The sequence below is a fragment of the Catellatospora sp. IY07-71 genome (assembly GCF_018326265.1).
Lineage (GTDB): Bacteria > Actinomycetota > Actinomycetes > Mycobacteriales > Micromonosporaceae > Catellatospora.
Window position 1 is genome coordinate 8,231,062 of the sequence record NZ_AP023360.1, and the last position, 26,620, is coordinate 8,257,681.

At 73.3% G+C, this 26,620-nt stretch carries 24 protein-coding genes; 13 read left to right on the plus strand and 11 right to left on the minus strand.

The features are described from left to right. Nucleotides 1-20 precede the first annotated feature (20 nt). Nucleotides 21-524, plus strand: coding sequence for a GNAT family N-acetyltransferase (locus CS0771_RS36840; protein ID WP_212845261.1), 504 nt, complete (start codon nt 21-23; stop codon nt 522-524). Here CS0771_RS36840 and CS0771_RS36845 read toward each other — a convergent pair whose 3' ends face one another. After that, complete coding sequence (locus CS0771_RS36845) at nt 525-1,208, minus strand: 1-acyl-sn-glycerol-3-phosphate acyltransferase (RefSeq protein WP_203740867.1); 684 nt, start codon at nt 1,206-1,208, stop codon at nt 525-527. Between the two features lie 195 nt (nt 1,209-1,403). Between CS0771_RS36845 and CS0771_RS36850 the strand changes: the two genes are divergently transcribed. Then, nucleotides 1,404-1,973, plus strand: a complete 570-nt coding sequence (locus CS0771_RS36850; RefSeq protein ID WP_212845262.1) for a hypothetical protein — start codon at nt 1,404-1,406, stop codon at nt 1,971-1,973. A gap of 92 nt (nt 1,974-2,065) precedes the next feature. On the opposite strand, the gene CS0771_RS36855 is transcribed toward CS0771_RS36850, so the two are convergent. From CS0771_RS36855 to CS0771_RS36880, 6 genes are all read right to left on the minus strand, one after another. Next, nucleotides 2,066-2,848, minus strand: a complete 783-nt coding sequence (locus CS0771_RS36855; RefSeq protein ID WP_212845263.1) for an alpha/beta hydrolase — start codon at nt 2,846-2,848, stop codon at nt 2,066-2,068. Then, on the minus strand, nt 2,845-4,260 hold the full coding sequence (locus CS0771_RS36860) for an NAD(P)/FAD-dependent oxidoreductase (RefSeq protein WP_212845264.1): 1,416 nt from the start codon (nt 4,258-4,260) through the stop codon (nt 2,845-2,847). Before CS0771_RS36860 ends, CS0771_RS36855 begins: the two co-directional genes overlap by 4 nt. Before the next feature lie 72 nt (nt 4,261-4,332). Beyond that, nucleotides 4,333-5,007 carry an endonuclease/exonuclease/phosphatase family protein gene (locus CS0771_RS36865; protein ID WP_212845265.1) on the minus strand — a complete coding sequence of 225 codons (675 nt, stop codon included), beginning with the start codon at nt 5,005-5,007 and terminating at the stop codon, nt 4,333-4,335. 165 nt (nt 5,008-5,172) lie between these two features. Next, nucleotides 5,173-6,117, minus strand: coding sequence for an ROK family glucokinase (locus tag CS0771_RS36870; protein WP_203740851.1), 945 nt, complete (start codon nt 6,115-6,117; stop codon nt 5,173-5,175). A gap of 120 nt (nt 6,118-6,237) precedes the next feature. After that, nucleotides 6,238-6,714, minus strand: coding sequence for a hypothetical protein (locus tag CS0771_RS36875; protein ID WP_371821537.1), 477 nt, complete (start codon nt 6,712-6,714; stop codon nt 6,238-6,240). 2 nt (nt 6,715-6,716) lie between these two features. Next, the gene (locus CS0771_RS36880) at nt 6,717-7,157 is read right to left on the minus strand and encodes an SRPBCC family protein (RefSeq protein WP_212845267.1); all 441 of its coding nucleotides are present in this window, start codon (nt 7,155-7,157) and stop codon (nt 6,717-6,719) included. Nucleotides 7,158-7,363: 206 nt separating this feature from the next. Here CS0771_RS36880 and CS0771_RS36885 point away from each other — a divergent pair, with 206 nt between their 5' ends. From CS0771_RS36885 to CS0771_RS36905, 5 genes are all read left to right on the plus strand, one after another. Then, nucleotides 7,364-9,148, plus strand: a complete 1,785-nt coding sequence (locus CS0771_RS36885; protein ID WP_212845268.1) for a long-chain fatty acid--CoA ligase — start codon at nt 7,364-7,366, stop codon at nt 9,146-9,148. Then, nucleotides 9,129-10,841 (plus strand): GAF domain-containing sensor histidine kinase, encoded by a 1,713-nt coding sequence (locus CS0771_RS36890; protein ID WP_212845269.1) that lies wholly within the window; start codon nt 9,129-9,131, stop codon nt 10,839-10,841. Before CS0771_RS36885 ends, CS0771_RS36890 begins: the two co-directional genes overlap by 20 nt. 53 nt (nt 10,842-10,894) lie before the next feature. Next, nucleotides 10,895-11,566 carry a response regulator transcription factor gene (locus tag CS0771_RS36895; RefSeq protein WP_120316171.1) on the plus strand — a complete coding sequence of 224 codons (672 nt, stop codon included), beginning with the start codon at nt 10,895-10,897 and terminating at the stop codon, nt 11,564-11,566. Beyond that, entirely contained in the window at nt 11,566-12,084 is a 519-nt protein-coding gene (locus CS0771_RS36900) for an HIT family protein (protein WP_212845270.1), read from the plus strand. Before CS0771_RS36895 ends, CS0771_RS36900 begins: the two co-directional genes overlap by 1 nt. 130 nt (nt 12,085-12,214) lie before the next feature. Then, the gene (locus CS0771_RS36905; RefSeq protein WP_212845271.1) at nt 12,215-13,693 is read left to right on the plus strand and encodes a glutamate--cysteine ligase; all 1,479 of its coding nucleotides are present in this window, start codon (nt 12,215-12,217) and stop codon (nt 13,691-13,693) included. A gap of 128 nt (nt 13,694-13,821) precedes the next feature. Here CS0771_RS36905 and CS0771_RS36910 read toward each other — a convergent pair whose 3' ends face one another. The 3 genes from CS0771_RS36910 to CS0771_RS36920 form a co-directional block, all read right to left on the minus strand. Next, nucleotides 13,822-14,943 carry a glycosyltransferase family 4 protein gene (locus CS0771_RS36910; protein ID WP_212845272.1) on the minus strand — a complete coding sequence of 374 codons (1,122 nt, stop codon included), beginning with the start codon at nt 14,941-14,943 and terminating at the stop codon, nt 13,822-13,824. 124 nt (nt 14,944-15,067) lie between these two features. After that, entirely contained in the window at nt 15,068-16,312 is a 1,245-nt protein-coding gene (locus CS0771_RS36915) for a M48 family metallopeptidase (protein WP_212845273.1), read from the minus strand. 209 nt (nt 16,313-16,521) lie between these two features. Then, nucleotides 16,522-17,886 carry an NYN domain-containing protein gene (locus CS0771_RS36920; RefSeq protein WP_212845274.1) on the minus strand — a complete coding sequence of 455 codons (1,365 nt, stop codon included), beginning with the start codon at nt 17,884-17,886 and terminating at the stop codon, nt 16,522-16,524. Nucleotides 17,887-18,125: 239 nt separating this feature from the next. Here CS0771_RS36920 and CS0771_RS36925 point away from each other — a divergent pair, with 239 nt between their 5' ends. The 6 genes from CS0771_RS36925 (at nt 18,126) to CS0771_RS36950 (ending at nt 24,751) form a co-directional block, all read left to right on the plus strand. Further along, nucleotides 18,126-19,808, plus strand: a complete 1,683-nt coding sequence (locus tag CS0771_RS36925) for a DEDD exonuclease domain-containing protein (RefSeq protein WP_212846268.1) — start codon at nt 18,126-18,128, stop codon at nt 19,806-19,808. Between the two features lie 199 nt (nt 19,809-20,007). Next, nucleotides 20,008-21,936: a bifunctional (p)ppGpp synthetase/guanosine-3',5'-bis(diphosphate) 3'-pyrophosphohydrolase gene (locus CS0771_RS36930; protein ID WP_244871252.1), complete on the plus strand. Its 1,929-nt coding sequence runs from the start codon at nt 20,008-20,010 to the stop codon at nt 21,934-21,936. Then, nucleotides 21,933-22,475: an NUDIX hydrolase gene (locus CS0771_RS36935; protein WP_212845276.1), complete on the plus strand. Its 543-nt coding sequence runs from the start codon at nt 21,933-21,935 to the stop codon at nt 22,473-22,475. The genes CS0771_RS36930 and CS0771_RS36935 overlap by 4 nt, the downstream gene beginning before the upstream one ends. A 100-nt stretch (nt 22,476-22,575) precedes the next feature. Next, a complete protein-coding gene (locus CS0771_RS36940; RefSeq protein ID WP_212845277.1) occupies nt 22,576-23,436 on the plus strand; it encodes a sugar phosphate nucleotidyltransferase in 861 nt (286 codons plus the stop codon). Nucleotides 23,437-23,553: 117 nt separating this feature from the next. After that, nucleotides 23,554-23,829 carry an Lrp/AsnC family transcriptional regulator gene (locus CS0771_RS36945; RefSeq protein ID WP_203740821.1) on the plus strand — a complete coding sequence of 92 codons (276 nt, stop codon included), beginning with the start codon at nt 23,554-23,556 and terminating at the stop codon, nt 23,827-23,829. A gap of 85 nt (nt 23,830-23,914) precedes the next feature. Continuing rightward, nucleotides 23,915-24,751: an alpha/beta fold hydrolase gene (locus tag CS0771_RS36950; protein ID WP_212845278.1), complete on the plus strand. Its 837-nt coding sequence runs from the start codon at nt 23,915-23,917 to the stop codon at nt 24,749-24,751. Nucleotides 24,752-25,357: 606 nt separating this feature from the next. Here CS0771_RS36950 and CS0771_RS36955 read toward each other — a convergent pair. Continuing rightward, complete coding sequence (locus tag CS0771_RS36955; RefSeq protein WP_212846269.1) at nt 25,358-26,539, minus strand: cytochrome P450; 1,182 nt, start codon at nt 26,537-26,539, stop codon at nt 25,358-25,360. Nucleotides 26,540-26,620 lie beyond the last annotated feature (81 nt).

The following is a 26,620-nucleotide window of genomic DNA, read 5'->3' on the forward strand; positions in this document are numbered from 1 at the left end:
TCCTCTGCTTGGATGGGCCGATGCCTGAGCTGGTGCCGCCCACCCCGCGGGTCCGCGACTCGTTCCTGACCGCCGTCGAGGAGTACCTGGCCGAGGACACCTACCTGCGCACCCGCTACGGCGACGTGCCCGCGGAGGGGTTCGACCGCCATCTGGAGCAGCTGGCGGCGGAGGCCACCGAGTGGTCGCCGCTGCGGCGCCGGTCGGTGGCGCGCACCACGCTGTGGTGGGTCGAGGGCACCGTCTTCCTCGGCGAGATCCGCATTCGGCACCGGCTGACCGACAACTCGCGGCGCGAGGGCGGCCACATCGGCTACGACGTGCGCCCGTCGGCGCGGGGCCGGGGCCACGCGCGGGCGATGCTGGCCGCCGCGCTGCCGGTGGCGGCCGGGCTGGGCATCGAGTGCGCGCTGCTCACCGTCGAGGCCGGGAACACCCCGTCGCGCCGGATCATCGAGGGTGCGGGCGGCCTGCTCTGGCAGACCGAGGGCACCCGGCTGCGCTACTGGCTGCCGACCCGCTGATCAGGCCGCCGCCGGGACGTTCTTGACCTTCACGGCGTAGACGTCGACGTACTCGCGGCCGGACAGCTCCATCACCTCGTACATGATCTCGTCGGTGATGGCGCGCTCGACGAAGCGGTCCCCCGCCATCCCGGCGTACCGGGAGAAGTCCAGGGGGCGGCCGAAGCGCAGCCGCACTTTCATGATCTTCGGGATGAGCTTGCCGGAGGGCTGCACCTTGTCGGTGTTGAGCACCGCCACCGGGACCACCGGGGCGCCGCTCTCCAGCGCCAGCCGGGCCACCCCGGTCTTGCCCCGGAACAGCCGGCCGTCGGGCGAGCGGGTGCCCTCGGGATAGATGCCCGCGATGTTCCCGCCGCGCAGCACGCGCAACTGCGTGTTCAGCGCGGCCTGGGCGGCCCGGCCGCCGGAGCGGTCCACGGGGATGGTGCCGGTGCCCACGAAGAACATCTTCTGCAGCCTGCCCTTGATCCCCTTCCCGGTGAAGTACTCCGCCTTCGCCACGAAGGTGACCTTCCGCTTCACCACGAGCGGGATGAAGATGGAGTCGGAGAAGGAGAGGTGGTTGCTCGCGAGGATGGCCGCGCCCTCGCCGGGCACGTTCTCCAGGCCTTCGACCTGCGGCCTGAAGATCAACCGCAGCAGCGGGCCGAGGAAGATGTATTTCAGCAGCCAGTAGAACACTGGGTCCCGTCCAAGTCGATCGGCGTACGTGGGGTGACTGCGCTGATACCGGCTCGGGGCGGCCCGCCGGGACATGCCGTGGGTGTGGCATACGCCGCAGAGCCTACTGCCGGAACACCCGGTTCACGTGTCAGGATTTGATGCGGTGCCCACCGGCCCCGCCACGACCCCCCATCCCGCTGAGGAGAGTGCCAGGTGCCAGCCACGGACGACCCGGACCGGACGCCGGAACCCGCGCGCCCCGGGCCCGGCAACGAGGCGACGCCGGAGCAGGTGGACGCGGAGTTCGCCCGCATCGTCGCCGGCTTCGACACCCCGGTGGCGACCCCCACCTGGCCCGCGACCGAGGAGCAGACCGGCTCCCCCGCGCCCGCCGGGCCGGTGTGGCCGGCCCGCGGCCCGATCCTCAACCGGGGCGGCCCGACCGGCGACCCGAGGGCCGTCGGCCCCGACGACCCGTCGCTGCTGGACTCGCTCGACACGTTCGGCGGCGGGCTGCCCGACGACACGCCCGACGAGTTCGTGCCACCGCCGCCCCCGCCGCTGCCCCGCGTCCCGTTCGGGGCCATCGTCGCAGTGCTGGCCATCATCTTCGGCTTCGTGCTGTTCTTCGACACTCGGTTGCTGCCCTTGAACGTCAACGATCGGGTGAGCATGCTGCTCGCGCTGATCTGCATCCTGGGTGGGGCCACCGCGCTGATCATGCGGCTGCGCCCCGGGGACGAGGATGACGAGCTGCCGCCCGACGACGGCGCGGTGGTCTGAAGGAGCCCGTCGAAGCGGCCGCTCGGTGTTACAGCCGGAGCGCAGCGCAGGCTGTAACACCGATTAAGGCCGCGTAGCGGGCTCCGCATGACTCACGCCGACTTCTCCAGCCAGTCCAGGATCGCGTCGATCGGCTCGCGCCAGCGCGCGTCCAGCATGAGGTCGTGCCCCATGCCCGGGAACAGCAGCGGGGCCCCGCCGTAGGCGCGTGCCACCCGGCGCAGCGCCGCGTCGGACACGATGCGGTCGTCCGGACTGCCCACCACCAGCACCGGCGGGTCGCCCACCGGCGCCTGCGGGGTCCGGCCGCGCAGCAGCTGCCACTGGGCGCGGGTCGAGGCACGGCCCAGCCGGGTGGCGTACCCGCGCGCGGCGTTGGCCGGCAGCTCGCGGCTGAACAGCTGCCCGGCGGGCAGGCGCAGGCCCCCGCCGAACAGGGCCGGCAGGGACAGCATGGGGTTGCGCAGCGCGGTGCCCGCCCCGCCGAAGACCGGCGACAGCAGCACCGCCGCGCGGGCCGGGTAGCGGGCCAGCGCATGCGCCGTGACCAGGGCACCCGCCCCGTGTCCCACGATCACCGCGCGCCGCGGCAGCGACGCCGCGACCTGGGCCACATCGTGGGCGTACGCCCGCAGCGTCGCCTTCGGCGCCGCCGCGCTCTCGCCGTGCCCGCGCAGGCTCACCGCGTACGCCGGGAAGCCGCGGTCGGCGGCGTGCTCCAGCCAGTGCTCGGCGAACACCCACGCGCCGTGGCCGAAGCCGGGCACGAACAGCAGCGGCGGCCTGCCCTCGTCCACCTCGGGGGTGGCGCGGCGCACCTCGCGCCGGGCCGGCGCGACGGGGAACGCCCACTCGCGGGTGCGGATGACCTTCACTTCACGGCCCCCTCAAGGCTGAGCTCGTCGAGCAGGCGCTGGATGGCCTTGAGATAGACGGTGTGGCTGATCTCGAACCAGTGCCGCGAGGTGCCCTGCACCTTCGCCCCGGTCCACCTCCGGTCCAGCTCCGCCTCCAGCCGCCGCTGCACCGCCACCGCCTTGGCCGGCGCGGCCTCGCGCACGCGCAGCAGCCGGGCGAACGCCACCATCTGCCAGTGCACCAGCGGGAACAGCCCGGAGTCGGGCTGCAGCAGCCCGGCCACGGCCAGGGTGGGCAGCCGCTTCGGGAAGGCGTGCATGGCCAGCCGCGGGCGGCCCTGCGCGTCGACGCCGAGCAGGTTGCCGTCGATGAACTCGAACACCGGGTGGTAGCCGGTGGCCAGCACCACCAGGTCCGGCTCGATGACCTCGCCGCCCTTGAGCTCCACGCTGTTGCGGTGGAAGCGGGCGATGTCCGGCACCGGGGTCACCGCGCCGTGGCCCAGGTAGTAGACCAGCTGGCTGTTGGTGATGGTGTGCGTCTCGAAGATCTTGTGGTCGGGCTTGGGCAGGCCGAACCGGGTCAGGTCGCCGACCGTCGTCTTGAGCGTGCGGTGGGCGATGAGCTGGCGCAGCCGCAGCGGCAGGCGCAGCCACAGCATCGTGTCGTTCACCTGGTCGGCGGGTCGGCCCAGGGTGTACTTGGGGGTGTACCAGTAGCCGCGGCGGCTGGAGTGCCAGCACTTGGCGGCCTGCTGGGCGGCCTCCACCGCGATGTCGCATCCGGTGTTGCCCGCGCCGACCACGAGCACCTTCTTGCCGCGCAGCTGCGCCGCGTCCTTGAACTGGGCGGCGTGGATCACCTCGCCCTTGAAGTCCGCCAGGCCCTCGTACTCCGGGCGCTTGGGCGACCAGTTGTGCCCGTTGGCGATGACCACCGCGGCGTAGCGGTGGATGCGCTCGCCGCCGTACCCGCCGGTGCTGCGCGTGGTGACATCCCAGCGGTCGCCCTCGGCCGGCTCCACCTTGACCACCTCGGTGCCGAACCAGATGTGCGGCTTGAGGTCGAAGTGGTCGGCGTAGTGCTCCAGGTACTCCAGCACCTGGGTGTGCTTGGGGTAGTCCGCCCAGCTGTCCGGCATCGGGAAGTCCGGGAACTGGCTGAACGGCTTCGACGAGATCAGGTGCGTGCTCGCGTACACCGGGCTGCGGTCGTGCCGCCAGTTCCAGGCGCCGCCGACGCTGGTCTCACGCTCGTAGCAGTCGACGCCGAACCCCTGCTCCTTGAGGTTCTTCATCGCGGTCAGCCCGCTGGGGCCCGCGCCGATGACGCACACCGTGCCGCTGCGGTCGTAGACCGGCCACCCGTCGCGCCATGCGGTCGCCGGACCGCCCGATTCGGGGTCGCCGTAGCCGGCTGAGTACGTCACTCACGACCTCCACCACTCGTAAGACCCAGAGCATCTTTCCCGTTTACGGCGGAGCTTGTCCAGCGTGAGTTGCTATGCGAGGTCCACGAGGATCGGGTAGTGGTCGCTGGCCCGGTCCGCGTCCGGGGTGTCGACCACCCGGTACTCCCGCACCTCCAGGCGCGGGTCGACGAGCAGCGCGTCGATGCGGCGGGTCGGGTTCGGCACGGGGAACGTGGCCCGGTCCGCCAGCCCGGCGACCGCCGCGGCGTCGGCCAGCCGATCGGTGAGCAGCGGCCAGCAGCCGCCGTCCGGGCACTCGTTGAGGTCCAGCCCCACGATCACGGGGTCGGCCAGCGCGTCGATCGCGGGCTTGAGCAGCGCGGCCTGCCCGGGGCGCTCCTCGTCGTCGGTGGACAGGTGCGTGCCGACCACGGCGAAGGGGACGCGCCCCGGCACCTCCAACCGCGTGAACACCGCGCCCCGCATGTGCCGTCCGGGGGTCAGCGGGTAGCGCATGCACCACTGGTCGAGCACGCGTACCCGCAGATTTGTCATGATCACGTTACCGAGGCTGGGCATCCCACCCGCGGCCATGTACATCCCGAACGAGTGCGCCAGGTCCGCGCACTTCGTGCGCCACCGCCACCGCCGCGGCGCCTCCTGCACGATCAGCACGTCCGGCGCCAGCCCCCGCACCACCCGCGCCAAGGCCCCGAGATCATCCCGCAGCGAATGCACGTTGTACGAAACCACCCGCACCGACATGCCGCCCAGCATGCCCCACCCGCCACACGGCGATCATGAACTTATGTCAGCGACACGCCGTCGAGCCGTTCGGAACATGGTTCGTCCCGGCGCGCCGCCGCTCTCGCGACGCGCCAAGGGACTCACCACGTTCCGCATAAGTTCATGATCAACACATGTCTGCTGCTACTGGCGGGCCAGGTCGGCGGCGCCGATGAGGCCTGCGGTGTTGCCCATCTTGGCGGCGCGGAGCTCGGCCACCGGGAGGCGGCCGCGCTGGGCGAGGCTGTCCAGGTAGGACTGGCGGGCGGGGGTCATCAGGAGGTCGCCGGCGTCGATGACGCCGCCGCCCACCACGAGGACCTGGGGGTCGAGGATCTGGACCAGGTCGGCCAGGCCCTGGCCGAGCCAGTAGCCGATCTGGCCGAACGCGTCGATCGCGATCTCGTCGCCGGCCTGCGCCGCCGAGGTCACGATCGGGCCGGTGATGTTCTCGACCTTGCCTTCGGCCTTGTCGAGCAGCAGCTTGGCGCGCTCGGGCTCGGCCTGGGCACCCGCCCGCGCGAAGCGGACCAGGGCGTTGCCGCTGGCGTACTGCTCGATGCAGCCGTGCCGGCCGCAGCCGCACACGTGCCCGTCGGGCACCGCCAGCATGTGACCGATCTCCGCCGCGATGCCGTGCGCGCCGCGGACCAGGCCGCCGCCGAGCACGATGCCGCCGCCGATGCCGGTGCCGACGGTGAACATCACCATCGAGTCCTCGGCGTCGGCCGCCGCGCCGTAGCGGAACTCCGCCCACGCCGCCACGTTCGCGTCGTTCTCCACCACCACGGGGAGGTTCACCGCCTTGGCGACGTAGTCCCGCAGCGGCTCGTCACGCCAGGCCAGGTTCGGTGCGAACAGCACCGTCGACCGGGTCGCGTCAATCCATCCGGCGGCGCCGATGCCGACCGCGTCCACCCTGTGCTCGGTGGACAGATCCTTCACCACATCGATGATCACGTCCCGGGTCGCGGCGACGTCGCCGGCCGGGGTGTCGCGACGGCTCGTCGCGATCACGGTGCCGTCAGGATCGACCACACCGCCGAGCACCTTGGTGCCACCGATGTCCACGCCGATGGTGAGTGCCACGGCCGAACCCTTCCTTGCTGGGCTTGCCGGCGGTGACGCTTTGGGGTGCCACGCCGTTCTCTGGGCATCACCCTAACGCCGCGACCGGCCCCGGCGAGCGTCGCCCGGCGAAGATCGCCGTCACAGCTCCGCGGGCGGGTGCGGTTCGGCCTTGCGAACGGCTTTCTTAGCTGCCTTAACCGGGGGCTGTGACGCGGTGGTTTCCGGTTCGGAAACATCGGGTGTCGGCTTCGCGACAGCCTTCTTGACGATTTTCTTGGCGACCTTCTTGACAACAGGCGCGGTACGCGGCTCGGCGTCTCCCTCGGCCGCGGTGGCGTCACTCCAGGCGGCATCCCCCGGCCGGTGCGTGGAGACGGCGCGCAGGAAGCTGGCCAGCCCGGCGGCCAAGTCGCCGGCGCCGGTGGCCACCCGCTCGACCAGCTCCGGGTCGGGATCGCGCACCGCGGCGATCACCTTGCAGAGTGGACAGATGCAGCACTCGGCCGAGCCGGTGGAGATGTGCGGGTTGGCGTTGGCGGCCAGCGTCGCGGCGGCGAGCACCGCCGCCACCAGCCGCTCCGCCTCCTCGCGGGCGGTGCCCGGTGACATGTCCATGCTCAGGCCTCGACCTGCTTCTTGAGCTCCTTGAGGGCGGTATCCATGATCGCCTTCTCCGCCTTCTTCTTGAACATGCCCAGCATGCCGATCGACAGGTCCACCGACAGCGTGTAGGTCACCGTGCAGGTGCCGTCCCCGTTGTCCACGATGTCGTACGAGCCGTCCTGCGCCTTCTGCATCTTCGACGGCGCGACCAGGTGCCACTCGATCCGCGAGATGTCCTCGGCGTAGTCGTAGTGCAGCGTGTACTCGTCCTGCACGATGCCCGCGTCGATGACGAAGCGCACGGTGGCCGGGTAGCCGTCCTCGTACTCCTCCAGCACCTCCGCGGCCTTGATGGCCTGGGTCCACCGGGGATACGACGGGTAGTCGCAGATGACCTCGGCGATGCGGGCCGGGTCGGCGTTGATGACGATCGACTGGGAGGAGGAATCCGCCATGACCAGCAGGCTACCTGTACATGGTCACCGGGGTCCGACCCGCCACGGCGGGCGGCGCGCCGGACCGCGCTCGCCCGTCCGAAGCAGGACAGCGTTTGCAGGACCGCGGGGCCGACGTTCTACAGTGCCGGGGACGGCCGTGGCGTTTCGCCGACGGCCGGCGCGGGCGCGCCGGATGCCCGCACGAGCAGTCCAAGGAGCGCATGGTGCGGCAGTTTTCGCAGGCCCCGGCGGTGACGATCGATGACACGGCTCGCCTGACCGACCCCGTGTGGGACAACGCGGCACAGACGCCCCAGCTGGTGCAGTTCTCCCGCCGCACCGCGACCGGCTTCGATGACATCACCAGCGAGCAGTTCCACGCCGAGGTCGTGGCGCTGGCCCGTGGCCTGGTGGCGTCCGGCGTGCAGCCCGGTGACCGCGTCGGCCTGATGAGCAAGACGCGTTACGAGTGGACGCTCATCGACTACGCGATCTGGGCCTGCGGCGCGGTCACCGTGCCCATCTACGAGACCTCCAGCACCGAGCAGGTGCAGTGGATCCTCGCCGACTCGGGCGCGGTCGGCTGTTTCACCGAGACCGCCGAGCACTCGGCGACCGTGCGCGCGGCCGCGCCGGCCCTGGCCCGCCTCTGGGAGATCGACGGCGGCGACCTGCCCACCCTGGTCACCCTCGGCGCGTCGGTGGACCCCGCCGAGATCGACGTGCGCCGCAAGTCCGGCAGCGCGGACGACCCGGCGACCATCGTCTACACCTCGGGCACCACCGGCCGCCCGAAGGGCTGCGTGCTGACGCACCGCAACATGCTCTCCGACATCGGCAACGCCATCCCGGCGCTGGACGTGCTGTTCCACGAGGGCGCCTCGACTGTGCTGTTCCTGCCGCTGGCCCACGCGTTCGCGCGGCTGCTGCAGCTCGGCGTGGTGGCCGGCCGGGTGAAGACCACGCACACCGCCGACGTGAAGAACCTGGTCGCCGACCTGACCGCGTTCCGGCCCACGTTCCTGCTGAGCGTGCCGCGGGTGTTCGAGAAGGTCTACAACAGCGCCCGGCAGAAGGCGCACAGCGGCGGCAAGGGCGCGATCTTCGACCGGGCCGAGGCCGTCGCGATCGCGTACAGCAAGGCCCTGCAGACCCCCGGCGGGCCGGGCCTGGGCCTGAAGCTGCGCCACACGGTCTTCGACAAGCTGGTGTACGGCAAGCTGCGGGCGGCCCTGGGCGGCCGGTGCCACAGCGCCATCTCCGGCGGCGCGCCGCTGGGCGACCGGCTGGGCCACTTCTTCCGCGGCGTGGGCCTCAACGTGCTGGAGGGCTACGGGCTGACCGAGACGTCGCCCGCGATCACCTTCAACCGGGCGAGCGCGCAGCGCATCGGCACGGTCGGGCAGCCGCTGCCGGGGGTGACCATCGCCATCGCCGACGACGGCGAGATCCTGGCCCGCGGCGAGGTGATCTTCCCCGGCTACTGGAACAACCCGGCCGCCACCGCCGAGGCCATCGACGCCGAGGGCTGGTTCCACACCGGTGACCTGGGCTCGCTGGACGCCGACGGCTTCCTGAGCATCACCGGCCGCAAGAAGGAGATCATCGTGACGGCCGGCGGCAAGAACGTCGCCCCGGCCGTGCTGGAGGACCGGGTCCGCGCCCACGCGCTGGTCAGCCAGTGCATGGTGGTGGGCGACCGGCAGCCGTTCATCGCGGCGCTGGTCACCATCGACCCGGAGGCGCTGCCGGCCTGGCTCGCCGAGCGCGGCCGGCCGGAGACGGCGATGGCCGAGCTGCGCGAGGACCCGGACCTGCGCGCCGAGATCGAAGCCGCGGTCGCGGAGGCCAACAAGGCCGTCTCGCAGGCCGAGGGCATCAAGGTTTTTCGCATCCTGCCGCGTGACTTCACCGAGGCGACCGGGGAGCTCACCCCGTCGCTCAAGGTCAAGCGCGCGGTCGTGATGAAGGAGTACGCGGAGGAGATCGATGCCATCTACCGCCGCTGAGCGCCCCCGGCGCCGGCCCCGCATCCCCGCCTCGCAGCTGATGGCGATCGCCGTACGCGGCACCATGCTGCTGCTGGTCGGGGTGCTGATCTGGGTGGCCACCGGCGACCCGGCCGAGCTGCGCTGGGTCGCCCTGCTCGCGCTGGCCGCGCTGCCCGGGGTGCTCGCGCCCCGGCACCCGGTGGTCGCGCCGCTGGGCCGCTTCGCCGAGACCGTGCTGGTCGGCATGGGCGCGAGCGCCATCGCGGTCGCCGCCGACGCGGCCGGCACCGTGTCCGACGGGGTCGGCGCGTCCGCCGTGCTGCCGTACCTGGCCGTGCCGATCACCGCCGCGATGCTCAACAACCGCCCGCTGGAGTCGGCGGGGCTGCTCAGCATCGCCGCGCTGACCCTGACCGTGGCGGGCTGGCTGACCATCGCGCCCGAGGGGGTACGCCAGCTCAGCCAGTTCGGCTACCTGGCGGTGTGCGCGCAGTGGCTGATCCTGGCCGCGGTCGGCACCATCACCACCGGCGCCATGCAGCGGGCCGCGCTGATCCGCCGCACGCCCCAGCCCTACGCCGAGGCCACCCGCCTGCTCACCCAGCTGCGCCAGGTGGCCCGCCAGCTGCCCGGCGCCACCCTGGACCCGGGCAGTATCGCCGAGCACGTCATCGAGGAGATCCGCCCGATCGGCCGCCCGCAGCGGGCCGCGGTGCTCGCCGCCAGCGGCGCGGGCCGCCTGGTGGTGCTGGCGCAGTTCGGCGTGGAGGCCGACGACACCTCGACCCGGGCCGCCTGGGAGACCAGCCTGGACGCCGACTCGGCCATCGCCGACGCGTGGGCCAGCCAGCAGCCGCAGGTGTCCGGGCGCTCCCAGCTGCGCTCCTTCGAGCCGACCGGCCCGGTGTCCGCGCTGGTCGTGCCGCTGATCGCGGGCGTGCGCACGGTCGGCCTGGTGGCCCTGGAGCGCGACGGCACCAACCTCTTCCCGCCCCAGCTGACCGGCCGCATCGTGGCCGCGGCCACCCCGGCGGCGCTGCGGCTGGAGGCCGCGCTGCTGTTCGAGGAGGTGCGCTCCATCGCCACCAACGAGGAGCGCCAGCGGCTGGCCCGCGAGATCCACGACGGCGTCGCCCAGGAGCTCGTGATGATCGGGTACGGCGTGGACAACGCGCAGGCCACGCTGCCCGAGGGGGCCGAGGACACGGCCGAGGAGCTGCGCGTGCTCCGCTCCGAGATCACCCGGGTGATCACCGAGCTGCGGCTGAGCCTGTTCGAGCTGCGCAGCGAGGTGGACCGGCACGGCGGCCTGACCGCGGCGATCGCCGAGTTCGCCCGCATCTCGGGCAACCAGGCCGGGCTGAAGGTGAACCTGTCGCTCGACGAGGCGGGCCGCCTGCCCGCCTCGATCGAGTCGGAGCTGCTGCGTATCGCGCAGGAGGCGATCACCAACGCGCGCAAGCACGCCAACGCCGTCAACCTGTGGGTCACCTGCACCGTCGATCCCCCGTACGGTCTGATCGAGGTGTCCGACGATGGTCAAGGCATACCCGATGAGCGTACGGACGGACGCTACGGACTTGCGATCATGGCGGAGAGGGCGGAACGTATCCGTGGCCGACTCGAGATTCGGCCTCGGGACCCGGTAGGGACCACGGTTGCCGTGGTCGTGGGCGGTTCCCCTCGACAAGAGGGCAGGGCGACGCGATAACGTGTGTCACCCGCGGCCAGCGTGCGCGGGTGCCAGAAGGGGAGTAAGCGGGCATGTCCACCAGTACTGTGCCGACGGGGCGAACCAAGGTCCTTCTCGTCGACGACCACGACCTCATCCGCAAGGGGCTGCGCCACGCCTTCGAGCGGGACCGCCAGTTCGAGGTGGTCGGCGAGGCCAGCACCGCGGCCGAGGCGGTCCGCCAGGCCGGCGCCCTGCACCCCGACGTGGTCATCATGGACCTCCGCCTGCCCGACGGCAGCGGCCTGGAGGCCACCCGCACGCTGCGCAAGTCCAGCTCCACCATGGGCATCGTGGTGCTGACCATGTACGCGGGCGACGACCAGCTCTTCGGCGCCCTGGAGGCCGGTGCCAGCGCCTTCGTGCCGAAGACCGCCCCCGCGGACGAGGTCGTCGCCGCGGCCCGCCACGCCGCCTCCGCGCCCAGCGCGTTCACCGCGGCCGACCTGGCCGAGGCGATGAAGCGCCGGCTCACCCCGAGCGGCCCGCAGCTCAGCCCGCGCGAGGGCCAGGTGCTCAAGCTGCTCGCCGAGGGCATGAGCGTGTCCGGCATCGCCAAGCAGCTGTTCGTCAGCGAGTCGACGGCCAAGACGCACATCTCGAAGCTCTACGAGAAGCTGGGCGCCGCCAACCGGGCCCAGGCCCTGATGACCGCGCTGCGGCTCGGTCTGCTCCAGGCCCCCGACGCGCCGAACCTGTCCTGATGGGTAGGCACGCACAGCCTGGCGGCGACGAGCTGCTCGTCGACTGGCGGACCGACCGGCTGGGCGCGGCCCGGCGCGGTGACAACCCCCTCGTGATGGCCAAGCTCAACAGCGGTTACGCCGTCTTCGGCGACACGCAGCACCTCCCTGGGTACTGCGTGCTGCTGTCCGACGTGGACGGCGCCGACCACCTCACCGACCTGACCCGCGCCCAGCGCGCGGACTTCCTGGCCGACATGGGCCTGCTCGGTGAGGCGGTCTTCGCCGCCTGCAACGGTTTCGACCCCGCGTTCCGCCGGCTCAACTACGAGATCCTCGGCAACTCGCTGCACCACCTGCACGCGCACATCCACCCGCGCTACTCGTGGGAGGCGCGCGAGTTCCGGGACGCGCCGGTCTGGCGCTACCCGAACGAGGTGCGCTTCGCCGAGGAGCACGACACCCTGGTCTCCCCCAAGGCCGAGGAGTACGACCAGCTCCGCGAGGCGATCACCGCCGAGCTGACCCGCCTGGCCTGAGCCCGCACGACCCGGTGAGGGGCGCCCGATCACGGATCGGGCGCCCCTCGCGCTTTCCCGGTCCGGCTGGCAGCCGCCCTGGATCTATGGGACATTAGCGGAGGATCCCGCTGAAGGGCGGTGAGCCTTCATGGGCGAGAAGGTGCAGCAGCACGTCTTCACCCGCGCGGACCGCGCGTCGTACCGGCAGAAGGTGCGCCGGTGCCTCGACGTGTTCGCGCTGATGCTGGGCGAATCCCAGTTCGAGTTCGAGCGCCCGCTCACCGGGCTGGAGATCGAGCTGAACCTCGTCGACGAGCAGGGCCTACCGTCCATGCGCAACGCCGACGTGCTCGCCGCCATCGCCGACCCGGCGTTCGTCACCGAACTCGGCCAGTTCAACATCGAGATCAACATCCCGCCGCGGGCGCTGGCCGGGGGCGGCCTGACCGCGTACGAGGAGCAGGTCCGGGCCAGTCTGAACGCGGCCGAGGGCAAGGCGCAGACCGTCGGCGCGCACACCGCGATGATCGGCATCCTGCCCACCCTGCGCCCGGAGAACCTGACCGAGTCCTCCCTGTCGGCCAATCCGCGCTACGCCCTGCTCAACGAGCAGGTGTTCGCATCCCGCGGGGAGGACCTGCACATCCGGATCGACGGGCCCGACCCGCTCGACGTCACCGCCGACACCATCGCGCCCGAGGCGGCCTGCACCAGCGCCCAGCTGCACCTGCAGGTCAGCCCGGCCCAGTTCGGGGCGTACTGGAACGCCGCGCAGGCCATCGCGGGGGTGCAGCTGGCCATCGCGGCCAACTCGCCGTTCCTGTTCGGCCACGAGCTGTGGCACGAGACCCGCATCCCGCTGTTCAAGCAGGCCACCGACACCCGCCCCGAGGAGATCAAGTCCCAGGGGGTGCGCCCGCGCGTCTGGTTCGGCGAGCGCTGGATCACCTCGGTGTTCGACCTGTTCGAGGAGAACGTGCGCTACTTCCCGGCGCTGCTGCCGATCTGCACCGAGGACGACCCCGCCGACCAGCTCGCCGGTGGCGAGGTGCCCGAGCTGACCGAGCTGCGCCTGCACAACGGCACCATCTACCGCTGGAACCGGCCGGTGTACGACGTCGCCGACGGCATGCCGCACCTGCGGGTGGAGAACCGGGTGCTGCCCGCCGGGCCCACCGTCGTGGACATCATGGCCAACGCGGCGTTCTGGTTCGGCCTGGTGCGCACGCTGGCCGAGGGCGGCCTGCCGGTCTGGTCCCGGATGCCGTTCACCGCCGCCGACGAGAACTTCTACACCGGCGCGCGGCAGGGCATCCAGGCCCACCTGTTCTGGCCGGACCTGGGCTACCTCACCGCGTACGAGCTGGTGCTGCGGCGCCTGCTCCCGCTGGCCCACCAGGGCCTGGCGGCGTGGGGCGTGGACTCCCGCGAGCGCGACCGGCTGCTGGGCATCATCGAGCAGCGCTGCCTGCTCCGCCGCAACGGCGCGACCTGGCAGATCGACACGGTCCACCGCATGGAACGCCGCGGCCTCGAACGCCCCGACGCCCTACGCGAGATGCTCCTGCGCTACATGACCCACATGCACGCCAACCTCCCCGTCCACGAATGGCCCCGCGAGGAGTGATCCCCGCCCCGGGGCCGGGGCCGGGCCGCAGTTTCGGGGAAAGTGCAGGTAAGACGGCGCTCTCTCGTGCACTTTCCCCGAAACTGCGCGCACGTCGCGAGCGGGCGCGGGGCGGGGTGGGGTGGGGGTCAGTCGGCGAGGAGGGTGCGGAGGCGGTGGGCCTGGAGGTCCCAGCCCCACTCCTGCTCGACCCAGGTGCGGCCGGCGGCGCCCATCTTGCGCCGCAGCGGCTCGTCGGTGAGGAGTTCCACCAGGCGGGCGGCGAGGGCGGCGACGTCGCGGCCGGGCACCACGTAGCCGGTCTCGCCCTCGCGGACGGCGTCGGGGGCGCCCCCGGAGTCGCCGGCGATCACCGGCAGGCCCACCGCGGACGCCTCCAGGTAGACGATGCCGAGGCCCTCCACGTCCAGGCCGCGGTTGCGGGTGCGGCACGGCATCGCGAACACGTCCCCGGCCGCGTAGTGCTTCGGCAGGTCCGCCCACGGCACCGAGCCGGTCAGCACCACGTGGTCGGCCACGTCCAGCTCGCGGGCCAGCCGCTGCACGGTCGGCCGGTGCGGGCCGCCGCCCACCAGCAGCAGCGCCGCGTCGGGCACCGCGCGGCGCACCAGCGGGAGCGCGCGTACCAGCGTGTCCTGGCCCTTGCGCGGGACCAGGCGGGACACGCAGACGATCACCGGGCGGTCGGTGAGCCCGTGCCGGGCGCGGACCTCCGCGCCGTCCACGTCGGGGTGGTACATGGCCGAGTCGACGCCCGGGGCGAGCCGCTGCAGCCGGGTCCGCTCCCCCAGCGCCTTGGCCAGGCGGACGCGCTGGTACTCGCCGAGGTAGGTGAGCACGTCGTTGCCGTCGGCGATGCGGCGCAGCAAGCTGCGGGCGCCGGGCAGCGCCGCCCAGCCGACCTCGTGACCGTGCGTGATGCCCACGGCGCGCTCGACCCCGGCGCGTTTGCGCAGCCCCTGCGCCAGCAGGCCGAGCGGCGCGGCGGCGCCGAACCAGACCCGGTCGCAGCCCTCGGCGCGGGCCAGCTCAGCCACCCGCCGGGCCACGCGAGGCGTCGGCAGCAGGACCCCCGTGCGGTCGCGGACCACCGGGTAGGGCTGCTCGGCGTCGAACGGCTTCGGATCGCGCCAGGTCGAGGCGTAGACGACGAGCTCGCCGTCGGGCTGACGGATGGCGAGGTTGTGCAGGAACTGCTGGATGCCCCCCGGGCGGGGCGGGAAGTCGTTGGTCACCAGCAGCGTCCGCATCCGCGCAGCCTACCGGCCCTTTCAGCGCGGTCGCGTCGCGCTGAGATCACGGTAACGTCGCGTCGGGCCACCGGTAGGCCGGGTCACCGGTCGCGGCGCGGTCCCCGGCGCGCGAGTCCGCGGGTCAGCCGTGGGTACGGGCGTAAGCCCGCGCGGCGGCCATCCGCTCGACCGTGGTCGGGTGGCTGCCGAACAGCGCCTGCTCCCAGGCGGGCGGGTCCGGGTCGGACAGGTTCACCAGCGACAGCCGCTGCTGCATGTCCTCGAACCCGGCCGGATCCCCGGTCAGCTCCAGCGCGTGCTGATCGGCCCGCGCCTCGATGAGCCGGGAGACGAACGCCTGGGCCGGGCCGGCGAGCAACCCCGCCACGGTGGCCACGGCCAGCAGCAGCCCGATCGCCTTCGGCTCGGCGATCGAGTCCACCCCGGCCCGGCGCAGCAGCCACCCCCAGCCGCCGAGCAGGTACAGCCCCACCACCAGCGCGGCCGCCCCCAGCGCGCCGATCACGGTGCCGATCACCACGTCGTTGCGCTTCGCGTGGCCCAGCTCGTGCGCCACCACCCCGACCGTCTCGGCCGGCGCGGCCTCGCGCAGCAGCGTGTCGTACACGACGATGCGCCGGGTCGGGCCGATGCCGCTGACGTACGCGTTGAGTGCGGTGGTGCGCCGCGACGCGTCGGCGACCAGCACGTCGCGCACCGGCACCCCGTCCCGCGCGGCCAGCTCCATCAGCTCGGTGCGCAGCGGCCCGTCGGCCATCGGCGTGAACTTGTTGAACACCGGCTCGACCAGCACCGGGAAGACGAAGCTGAGCAGCACCACCAGCGCTGCGGCGCCGGCCGCACCCACCGCCCACCACCAGTTCGGCAGCAGCCGGGTCAGCCCGAAGAAGCCGAGCAGGGCGATCGCGGCGAGCACCGCGCCCACGGCGTACCCCTTGAGCAGGTCCACCGCCCACCCGCCCCAGCCCTGGGTGGACAGGCCGTAGCGGACCAGCACCGTGTGCCGCCACGCCGCGAACGGCAGCGTGACCAGGTCCGCGACCGCGAGCACCAGCAGCCCGCCCCCGAGCACCTTCGCGATCCACGGCCCCGGCACCAGCCCGACCAGCCACGCCCCCAGCGGCGTCAGCCCCAGCACCAGCGCGACCCCGAGCCCGACGAACATCGCCGGATACCGGATCCAGCGCAGCTCACCGCGCAGCTCCCGCGCCTTCGCCACCCGCTCCCCCGGCAGCTCCGCCAGCGCGGCCAGCTGATCAGCCCGCGGCGCCGGCGGCCGGTGCCACGGAATCAGCACTGCCACGACCACCGCCAACGCGGCACAAAGGACGACCAACGCCACCCAAGCCCAGCCCCGCACCGTCATCGCCCGATCGTAGAACCCCCGCCGCACCTGATCCCACGCCCGGCCGTGCCGTCGCGGTCCGGCTGCGCCGACCCTCGCGGCCCGCGCAGCCCTCGCGGCCGACACCCTGCGCGCCGTCGATCTTGCACGAACGGTTGCCCTTTTGCCCGGATAGTGCGTGTCGCACCCACAGTCCACGCAAGATCGCCGCAGGAGAGCAGGGCGCGGGGTCAGGTGCGGGTCAGGCGGCGGACCAGGGATTCGGAGTTCATGGGGTAGGCGCCGTGGCGGCGGACGCCGTCGGCGACCTCGCGGTCGGAGGAGACGACGACGATGGGGCGGCCTGGGGGTTCGGCGCGGACGAGGCGGCGGATCACCTCGTCGGCGGTCTCGCCCTTGCGGGAGAAGAGGACGCGGACGCCGCGGGGTGGGGCGGGGAGGCCGTGGACGCGTTCGGCGCCGTCGAAGACCACCGTGACCTCGGCGCCGGTCTGGGCGGCGACGCCGCCGAGGCCGGTGACCAGGCGGTTGCGCTGCTGCTCCAGGGACATCTCGGCGAAGCCGCGCTTGGTGACGTTGTAGCCGTCGACGACGAGGTGGGCCTTGGGCAGGGCGAGCAGCTGGGCCAGGCGCGCGGGGTCGTCGGCGTTCTGGGCGCGGTTGGCGGCGGTGGGCGTGCCGGGTGTGTCGGCGTACGCGGCGGCGACGGTGTCGGCGGGCAGCACGGTGGCGGGGTCGAGGGCGAGTTCCCGGCGCAGGCCGACGGCGGCCTGGCCGATGGTCTCCAGCAGCAGCCACAGCCGCGCCTCGTCGACCGCGCGGGTCTCGCGGGCGGCCTGGCGGGCGTCCCCGGCGACCGCCTCGGCGTCGGCGAGCTTCGCGCGCAGGCGGCGCAGCTCGGCCTCGTGGTCGCCGTGGCCCTTGGCGGCCCGGCCCTTCTCGATGGCGAGCAGCTCGTTGGCCCGCTTGAGCTGGGCCTGCGTATCGCGCAGCGCCTTGCCCGCGGCGCGGGCCTCCTCGCGCACCTGGTTCAGCTCGTCGCGCACCCGGGCCAGCTCGTCGCGCAGCTTGTCGGCCTCCACCCGGGCCACGGCCCGGTCGTGCTCGGCGCGGGCAGCGCGCGACTCGGCGTCGCGGATGTGCTCGGCCACGGCGGAGCTCTCCGCCTCGGCAGCGACGGCCTGACCGGCGGCGTCGAGCAGGTCACGCCAGCCCGCGGGGCGGGCCAGGTAGGCCAGTGCGGCGACCTCGGTCGGATCGGCGGCGGCCGGGGCCAGCCCGCTCTGCACCGCCGTGCCCAGCTCGCCGGCTTCGGGCAGCACCTTGGCGCCGATCCGCTGGCGGAACACCGGGTCGGCGGTCAGTTGCGCGGCGATGGCCGCCCCGCCCAGCCGGGCCCGGCGGTTCGGCGCGAACTTGGCCACCTTGCGCAGCGCGACGGGGATCTCGTCGTTGGGCAGAGCGGTGAGCACCGCCGCGGCCAGGGAGACGACCCGCTGCCGGATCGGCTCGGACAGGATGGGCTCGGGCACGAAGTCAGCCGCCTCCACCGGATCCCCGGCCGAGGCGTCGAACGAAAGTTCAGCGGCTGACATGGTCCTAGTGTTCCACCGTCCCGCCGATCTTGTCGCTCAGGTTCGCGGCTCACTTCGCGCACCGACCGCCCGAGGGAACGTGCCACGTCACGGGCTCGCACCGCCCGCCACACCGATCGACTGGCGGCGTTACGTCGTACGGTGCGGCTACCGTCCGGTCTGTGCCGTCCCCGAACCACCTGCCGCGACCCGGCCCCACCGCGCCGCGTGACCGTTTCGAGCAGCCCACCCTCGACGGCATGCTGGCCGACCCGCTCCAGCTGGACCTGCGGCACACCACCTTCGTGGTGCTGGACCTGGAGACCACCGGCGGCGCCCCGGACGGCGCGGGCATCACCGAGATCGGGGCGGTCAAGGTGCGCGGCGGCGAGGAGCTGGGCTCGTTCGGCACGCTGATCAACCCCGGGGTGCCCATCCCGCCGTTCATCACGGTGCTGACCGGCATCACCACCACGATGACCATGGAGGCCCCGCCGATCGAGGCGGTGCTGCCCGCGCTGCTGGAGTTCCTGTCCGGCGCGGTGCTGGTGGCGCACAACGCGCCGTACGACACGGGTTTCCTGAAGGCGGCCTGCGCCGCGCACGGCTACCGCTGGCCCAACCCGCGCATCGTGGACACGGTGCAGCTCGCCCGGCGGGTGCTGCTGCGCGACGAGGTGCCCAACAACAAGCTCGGCACGCTGGCGGCGTACTTCCGCGTCGCCGACCAGCCGTCGCACCGGGCCATGGCCGACGCCCGCGCCACCGTCGGGGTGCTGCACGCGCTGATCGCCCGGCTGGGCGGGCACCGGGTGCACACCCTCGGCGACACCATCGAGTTCGTCAAAGCGGTCGCGCCGGTGCAGCGGGCCAAGAAGCACCTGGCCGAGGGCCTGCCGCACGCGCCGGGGGTGTACCTGTTCCGCGCCGCCGACGGCCGCCCGCTCTACGTCGGCACCTCCACCGACATCGCCACCCGGGTGCGCAGCTACTTCACCGCCGCCGAGCGCCGGGCCCGGATCAAGGAGATGCTGGGCGCCGCCGTGCGGGTCGACGCGGTCGAGTGCGCCCACGGCCTGGAGGCGCAGGTACGCGAGCTGCGGCTGATCGCCGCGCACGCGCCGCCGTACAACCGGCGCTCCAAGCATCCGGAGCGGGTGCAGTGGCTGAAGCTCACCGCCGAGCCCTACCCCCGGCTGTCCGTGGTGCGGCAGCTGGCCGCCGACGGCGGCGCCTATCTCGGGCCGTTCGCCGGGCGGGCGGCGGCGCAGGCGGCGGTGGACGCGATCCACGAGGCGCTGCCGCTGCGGCAGTGCACGCCCCGGCTGTCCGCACGCAAGGCCACGGCCGCCTGCGCGCTGGCCGAGCTGGGCAAGTGCCCGGCGCCCTGCACGCTGGCGATCAGCACGGAGGACTACGACGAGCGCGCCGCGGCTCCGCTGCGGGCCGCGTTCGGCGGCGACCCGGACGCGGTGGTGGACCCGCTGCTGGCCCGGATCCACCGGCTGTCGGACGCGCAGCGCTACGAGGACGCGGCGGCGGTCCGGGACCGGCTGACCGCGTTCCTGCGGGCGGCGATCCGCATGCAGCGGCTGGCCTCGCTCACCTCGATCGAGGAGCTGATCGCGGCCCGGCGCACCGAGCAGAACGCGTGGGAGATCGCCATCGTCCGGCACGGCCGGCTCGCCGCCGCCGCGACCGCCGCGCCCGGCGTCCATCCGCGACGGACGCTGGAGCTGATCCGGCCGACCGCGGAGACGGTGCTGGCCGCGCCCGGCCCGACGCCGTGCGCCACCCCGGAGGAGACCGAGCGCATCCTGGACTGGCTGGAGCGCCCCGAGACGCGCCTGGTGGAGGCCACCTCGGGCTGGGCCTCCCCGGCCCGCGGCCCGGCCCGGTGGCGGCGCCTGCTGGGGACGCCCCAGCAGCGGCAGCCCGGCTGACTCCCGGTCACCTCCCGTGAACCGTTCGGCCATTACTTGACCGAATGCATGAAAGGTCTTGACCGAACGGCTGCCACGTTCGTTACTAGGCTATGGAGCGATATCCAGAGATCTCTCGGAAGTGGGCGGTCATGGCACCCCGGGACCGCGGACGTGCTGGTCGACGCTCCACCTCCGGGCGGTGAGGGGGGTGTCCTCAGTGGACGCGGATGCCGCTGCGGTGGCGACGGGGATTCCGGCAACCACGGGCCGGGCGGGCGAGAGCCTGCTCAGCACCCGGATCCGGGCGATGCTCAGCTGGCCGGCCGAGCGGGCACAGGCGCCCGCGGACCCGGTGGCGGCGCTGATCAAGGCACACCGCACCGTGCACTCGGGCTCGGACGTGGCGCTGCTGCGCCGGGCGTACGTGGTCGCCGAGCGGATGCACCGCGGCCAGATGCGCAAGAGCGGTGATCCGTACATCACCCACCCGCTCGCCGTCGCGGAGATCCTCGCCCACCTGGGCATGGACGGCACCACGCTGGTCGCCGCGCTGCTGCACGACACCGTCGAGGACACCAGCTACACCCTGGCCCAGCTGCGCGCGGACTTCGGCCCGGACGTCGCCCTGCTGGTCGACGGGGTGACCAAGTTCGACAAGGCCCACTTCGGCGCCCGCGCCGAGGCGGAGACCATCCGCAAGATGATCGTCGCCGCCGGGCAGGACATCCGGGTGCTGGTCATCAAGCTGGCCGACCGGCTGCACAACATGCAGACCCTGGACGCCCGCTCGGCCGCATCCCGCGCCCGCATCGCCGGCGCGACCCGCGAGGTGCTGGTGCCGCTCTGCGACCGGCTCGGCATCCAGGCGCTCAAGCGCGAGCTCGAGGACAAGGTGCTGCTGTTCCTCGACCCGGACGAGTACGGGCGCATCGACTCCATGGTGTCCAACCGCCCCGACTGGAACGACTACGTACAGAACCTGGTCACCATCGGGTCGGCCGCGCTGCGGCGGGAGCGGCTGGACGGCCGCGTCGAGCCGCGCCCCCGGCACTACTACTCGATCTGGAAGGACACCCGGCAGGCGGGCAGCCCGGTGCCGATGGACCTGCCCCGCATCGTGGTGGTGATGGACGGCGACGAGGCGGACTGCTACGGCGCGCTGTGCGCGGTGCACCAGCAGTGGAAGCCGATCCCGGGCCGGTTCAAGGACTTCATCGCCGCGCCGAAGAACAACCTCTACCGCTCGCTGCACACCACCGTGCTGGGCCCCGACGACCAGATGGTCGAGGTGCTGATCCGCACCGAGCAGATGCACCGCGCGGTCGAGTACGGCGTCGTCGCGCCGTACCGCTACCCGGCCCGCCCGGCGCGCCGGTCCGGGCTCGGCCTGTTCGGCCAGACGCGCACCGACCGGCGCGAGGCGCCGCCGCCACAGCGCCAGCCCGGCGAGCACGCCTGGCTGCGCCGCGCGCTGGACCTGGAGCAGGCCGCCCCCGACGCGGTGCAGTTCGTCGAGACGCTGCGCTGCGACCTGGCCGAGCAGCAGATCCAGGTGTTCGCCTGGGGACGCCAGCTGCTGCTGCCTGCCGGGGCGAGCCCGGTGGACGTGGCGTACGAGCTGGGCACCCGCACCGGCGACCGCTGCGTCGCGGCCACCGTGAACGGCGTGCTCACCCCGCTCAACGCCGCGCTGACCGACGGCGACGTGGTCGACATCCTGGTCAGCCGCGCGCGTAACCACCCCGGCCCGCGCCGGGAGTGGCTGGAGTTCGTGAAGGCGCCCAACGCGCGGCTGCGGCTGAGCCGCCGGTTCACCGAGCCGGAGGTCGCCGCGGGCACGGTCAGCGACCGCCTGCAGCTGGGGCGGGCCGCGATCGGCCTGGCGCTGCGCCGCCGCGACCGGGCGCTGGCCGACGAGCAGCGGCTGGCGAGCCTCGCCGTGGCGCTGGAGTATCCGGATCTCGACACGCTGCTGATCGCGGTAGCCGAGCACCGGGTCTCCGCCGACACCATCGTCGACCAGCTCATCGCCAGCGTCGACAACCAGGGCGAGGCGGCCCGGTCGACGCCCGTGAGCGTGGTCGCCCCGCGGCGCGACGCCGCTGACGCTCCGGCGAGGCGCTCGTCGACTAGCCTGGCACGGTGAACCGACGCTCACCGCTGCGCAGGAAGCTCGTCTCCTTCGGCTACGGCGTCTTCTACCGGATCCCGCCGCGCTGGCGGCACCGGCTGGTCAAGACCGTGACCGCGCGGTACTCGGTGGGCTCGGTGGTGCTGATCTTCGACAGCGAGGCGACCGGCCCCGAGCGCATCCTGCTGCTGCGCCAGCCGCCCGGCCGGGGCTGGACGCTGCCCGCCGGGCTGCTGGAGCGGCGTGAGGCCCCGATCGACGCGGCGTGCCGGGAGGCGGCCGAGGAGACCGGCATCCAGCTGACCCCCGACCAGGTCACGCCCGCCGTGCCGAACGCGATGGTGCACCACACGGGCCACTGGGTCGACATGGTCTTCACCGCCCGGGTGCCCGCCTCGACCACCCGGACCAGCGTGGACGGCGCCGAGGTGTGGGAGGCCCGCTGGCACGCGGTGGACGACCTGCCCGTGCTCACCCCGGCCACCGCGCGGCTGCTCGGCCACTACGGCATCGGGCCGGAGGCATACCGCGACCAGACCGGCGCCACCCGCTGAACCCGGCGGGGCCGCCCGCTTGGATGATGTCTGGAGCGCCGGCGACCGTTCGGGCCACCGGGCGGCGCGATGGCCACCCGACGAGCACCAGGACGGTCCGATGAGCACGTTCGGCCAGGAACAGGACGGTCCGGTGACCGCGCCCGCCGATCTCTGCGCGGTGGTGCTGGCCGCCGGGCTCGGCACCCGGCTGCGGCCGCTGACCATGCTGCGGCCCAAGGCGCTGGTGCCGATCGGCAACGTGCCGCTGCTGGACCGGGCGCTGGCGCGGCTGGCCGAGGTCGGGCTGACCGGACCGGACCGGGTCGCGGTCAACGCGCACTGGCTCGGGGCGCAGATAGCCGACCATGTCGGGGACCGGGCGCACCTGTCGGTCGAGGAGGAGCCGCTGGGCACCGCGGGCGCGCTGGGCAACCTGCGGGACTGGATCGCGGGGCGCGGCGTGCTGGTGCTCAACGCCGACGCGTACGTCGGCGTGACCGGCCCCGCCGACCTCGGCGCGCTGCTGGCGGGCTGGGACGGCGACCGGGTGCGCATGCACGGCGTCAAGGCCGGCAAGCCCGACCCGTTCCACGGCTACAACTTCGCCGGAGCCTCGCTGCTGCCCGCCGCCGCCGTGTCCGTCCTGCCGGACAAGCCGCGCGAGCTGGCCCGCACCACCTGGCGCCCGGCCGAGCAGTCCGGCCGCCTCGACGTGATCCCGCTGACCGGCCTCTACCTCGACTGCGGCACCCCCGCCGACTACCTCGCCGCCAACCTGCACGCCGCCCGGGGCGAGAACCTCTTCGGCGCGGGCGTCGTGCTCACCGGCCAGGCCACCGGCAGCGTGCTCGGCGACGGCGCGCGGGTCGACGGCACCGTCCAGGACTGCGTGCTCTGGCCCGGCGCGTACGTCGCCCCTGACGAGCACCTGCACCGCATGATCAGGGTCGGCCGGGACCTCACCGTCCCCGCCGCCTAGCATGGCGGTAGGGCCCGGCGCCCCCTCCCCAACCGTCGATCATGAACTTATGGCACGGCTGGGCGGCGTGCCGCCGGCACAGGTTCCTGATCGACCCGCACGACGCGAGGAGTTCCGGTGATCACAGCGATCGTTCTCATCGACTGCGCGACCGACGCGATCCCGGAGGTCGCCGAGGAACTGGCCAACCTGGAGGGTGTCAGCGAGGTGTACTCCGTCGCGGGCGGCGTGGACCTGATCGCCATCGTGCGGGTGCGCGAGTTCGACCACATCGCCGAGGTCATCGCGGGCGGCATCTCCAAGGTGCCGGGCGTGCTCGGCACGGACACGCACATCGCGTTCCGCTCGTACTCGCGCCACGACCTGGAGCAGGCGTTCGCCATCGGCTTCTGAGCCCGCTGCCGGGCCCGCGCACAGCGGTCCGCGTCACACTCCGAGGTTCTTACTTGTGAGTAACCTCGCGGTCTAGGCTGCTGCCATGCAGCTCACCGTGGACCGCGGCAGCGACCGGCTCGCCATCCTGCTCCACCCCGCGCAGGCGCCCGACGCTCCGCTGGCGGTCGTCTTCCCGGCGATGGGCGTGCCCGCCGGCTACTACACCCGCTTCGCGCACAGCCTCAACGAGGCGGGCATCAGCGTCGCCGTGGCCGACCTGCGCGGCACCGGCGCCAGCGCGCCCCGGCCCAGCCGGGGCAGCCGGTACGGCTACCCCGAGCTGGCCGACGACGTCGACGCGGTGCTGGACGCACTCGCCGAGCAGCGCGCCGGGCGGCGTACCGTCCTGCTCGGGCACTCCCTCGGCGGCCAGACCACGGTGCTGCACCTGGCCCGCGAGGCCGCGCGCGGCCGGGGTCACCGGGTCGACGGGATCGTGCTGATCGCGGTGGGGCTGCCCTACTGGCGCACCTACCCGCGCGCGCAGCGGCTGGCCGTGCTGGCCATGACCCAGGTCATCAACGGGGTGTCCGCCGCGCTGCGGGTCTGGCCGGGCTGGGGCTTCGGCGGGCGGCAGGCCCGCGGCGTCATCCGCGACTGGGCGTACACGGCACGCCACGGCCGCTTCCCCGCGCACCTGGCCGCCGAGGGCGGACTGGCCGCGATCGACCTGCCGGTGCTCGCGATCAGCGTCGACGACGACCAGTACACGCCGCCGGAGACCACCGACCACCTGGTCGCGGCCCTCCCCACGGCGGCGGTGACCCGCGAGCACCTCACCAGCGCCGAGGCCGGCGTCCCCCTCGACCACTTCAAGTGGGTCAAGGCGGGCTCGGCCCTGGCCCCCCGCATCGCCCACTGGCTCGCCCGGCTGCCCTGACCTGCAGACAGTTTGCCCGGCGCGGCTCTCCCGGCGCGGCTCTCCCGGCGCGGCTCCATGGCTCGCGCGGCCATGATCGCGGTCTCGTGTCGAAACCTATGGCCAGACCAGAGGTTTCGACACGAACCGCCGATCATCACCAGCCCCACCGCACAGCTCCCGCCGGTGCCGCACGGCATGATCGCTAGCTCGTGTCCAAAAGTGCGGCCAGACCCCAGGTTCGGACACGAAACGCCAATCATGGCGGGCTCGACCGGCGGTCAACCCGACCGGCAGCCGCCAGCCGGGCCGGAGCCCGGCCTGGGTGAAAGCGTTGTGGCAGGTCAGTGGGGCATCAGGGACATCGGGCGGCAGCACGCGCCCTGGTGGAGCGGCTGTGCCGAGCCGCACCCGCCCAGCCAGCCGAGGTTGAGCACGGAGTGACGGGCGACGCCGTGCCCGACGGCGGAGCGACGGGGCTGACGCGGCCGGGTCTCACGGGTCAGAGCTGCGGGAATCATGGGGGCTGCCTCTCACTGCCTGGGGGTGTGGCGCCACTGTGCCACGCCCGCCCCGCCCCCACCACGCGAAAGTGGCCACCACGACACCCCGTCCGGCTGAGTCGGGTCAGGGGGTGACGGGGAGGTGGGTGTAGCCGCGGAAGCCGAGGCGGTCGCGGCGGGTGGCAGGCCCGGCCGCACGCAGGCCGGGGAGCCGGTCCAGCAGCAGCGGGAAGGCGAGCTGCGCCTCCAGCCGCGCCAGCGGCGCGCCCAGGCAGTAGTGCGGCCCCGCGCCGAACGACAGCGACGGCACGCCCGCCCGCTCCGGCAGGAAGCGGTGCGGTTCGGCGAACCGGCGCGGATCGCGCCCCGCCGCCGCGAGCACGACCAGCAGTTCGGTGCCGGCGGGCACGGCGACTCCGGCCAGTTCCGCGTCCTGCGCGGCGTACCGCGAGGTCACCTGCACGGGCGGGTCGTAGCGCAGCATCTCCTCGACGTACGCGTCCACCAGCTCCGGCCGGGCGCGCAGCCGCGCGGCGTGCTCAGGCTGGTCGAGCAGCACGGCCAGGCCATTGCCGAGCAGGTTGGTGGTGGTCTCGAAGCCCGCGATGAGCAGCAGGACCAGGTGCGCGACCAGCTCGGCGCCGCCGGCCTCCCCTGCCGCCCCCGCCGCCAGCAGGTCGCTGATCATGTCGTCGCCGGGCTCGCGCTGCCGTCGCGCGAGCAGCTCGACGAAGTACTCCCCCAGCTCGTCGCTGGCGGCGTCGGCACGGGCCAGCTCGTCCGGGTCGCCCGCGAACACCTCCAGCGCCAGGGTCAGGTCGTGCGCGCGCGGCCGGAACCAGTCCCGGTCGGCGTCGGGCACCCCGAGCAGCGCGCAGATCACCGAGACGGGCAGCGGGTACGCCACCGCGTCCATGAAGTCGGCCGGCTCCCCTGCGGCGGCCAGCGGCGCGATGAGGCCCTCCGCGAGCGCCGTCACATCGGCGCGCAGCGCGGCCACCCGGCGCGGGGTGAACGCGGACCCGGCCAGCCGCCGCAGCCTGGTGTGGTCGGGCGCGTTGCGCCACAGCATGGTGCGGCTGAGCCAGCGCCAGGAGGCGACGGAGCGCCAGCCGGGCAGGGAGCCGTCGAGCGCGGCCTCGTCGGTGACCCGGAACCCGGCGCCGCGCAGCACCTGGTCGGCCTCGGCGTATCCGGTGACCACGGCGAAGCCCTCGCCGAGCGGCAGCACCGGGCCGGCGGCCCGCAGCCGCTCGTACAGCGGGTAGGGGTCGGCCCGGCCCTCGGCCGTGGCCAGTGTCTGCATCGCCGCCAGCGCGTCCTGCACGGTCACACCCCCGTCCTGTCGGGAAGCGTACGACGGAGGGGCACCCGCCACATGGCAGGT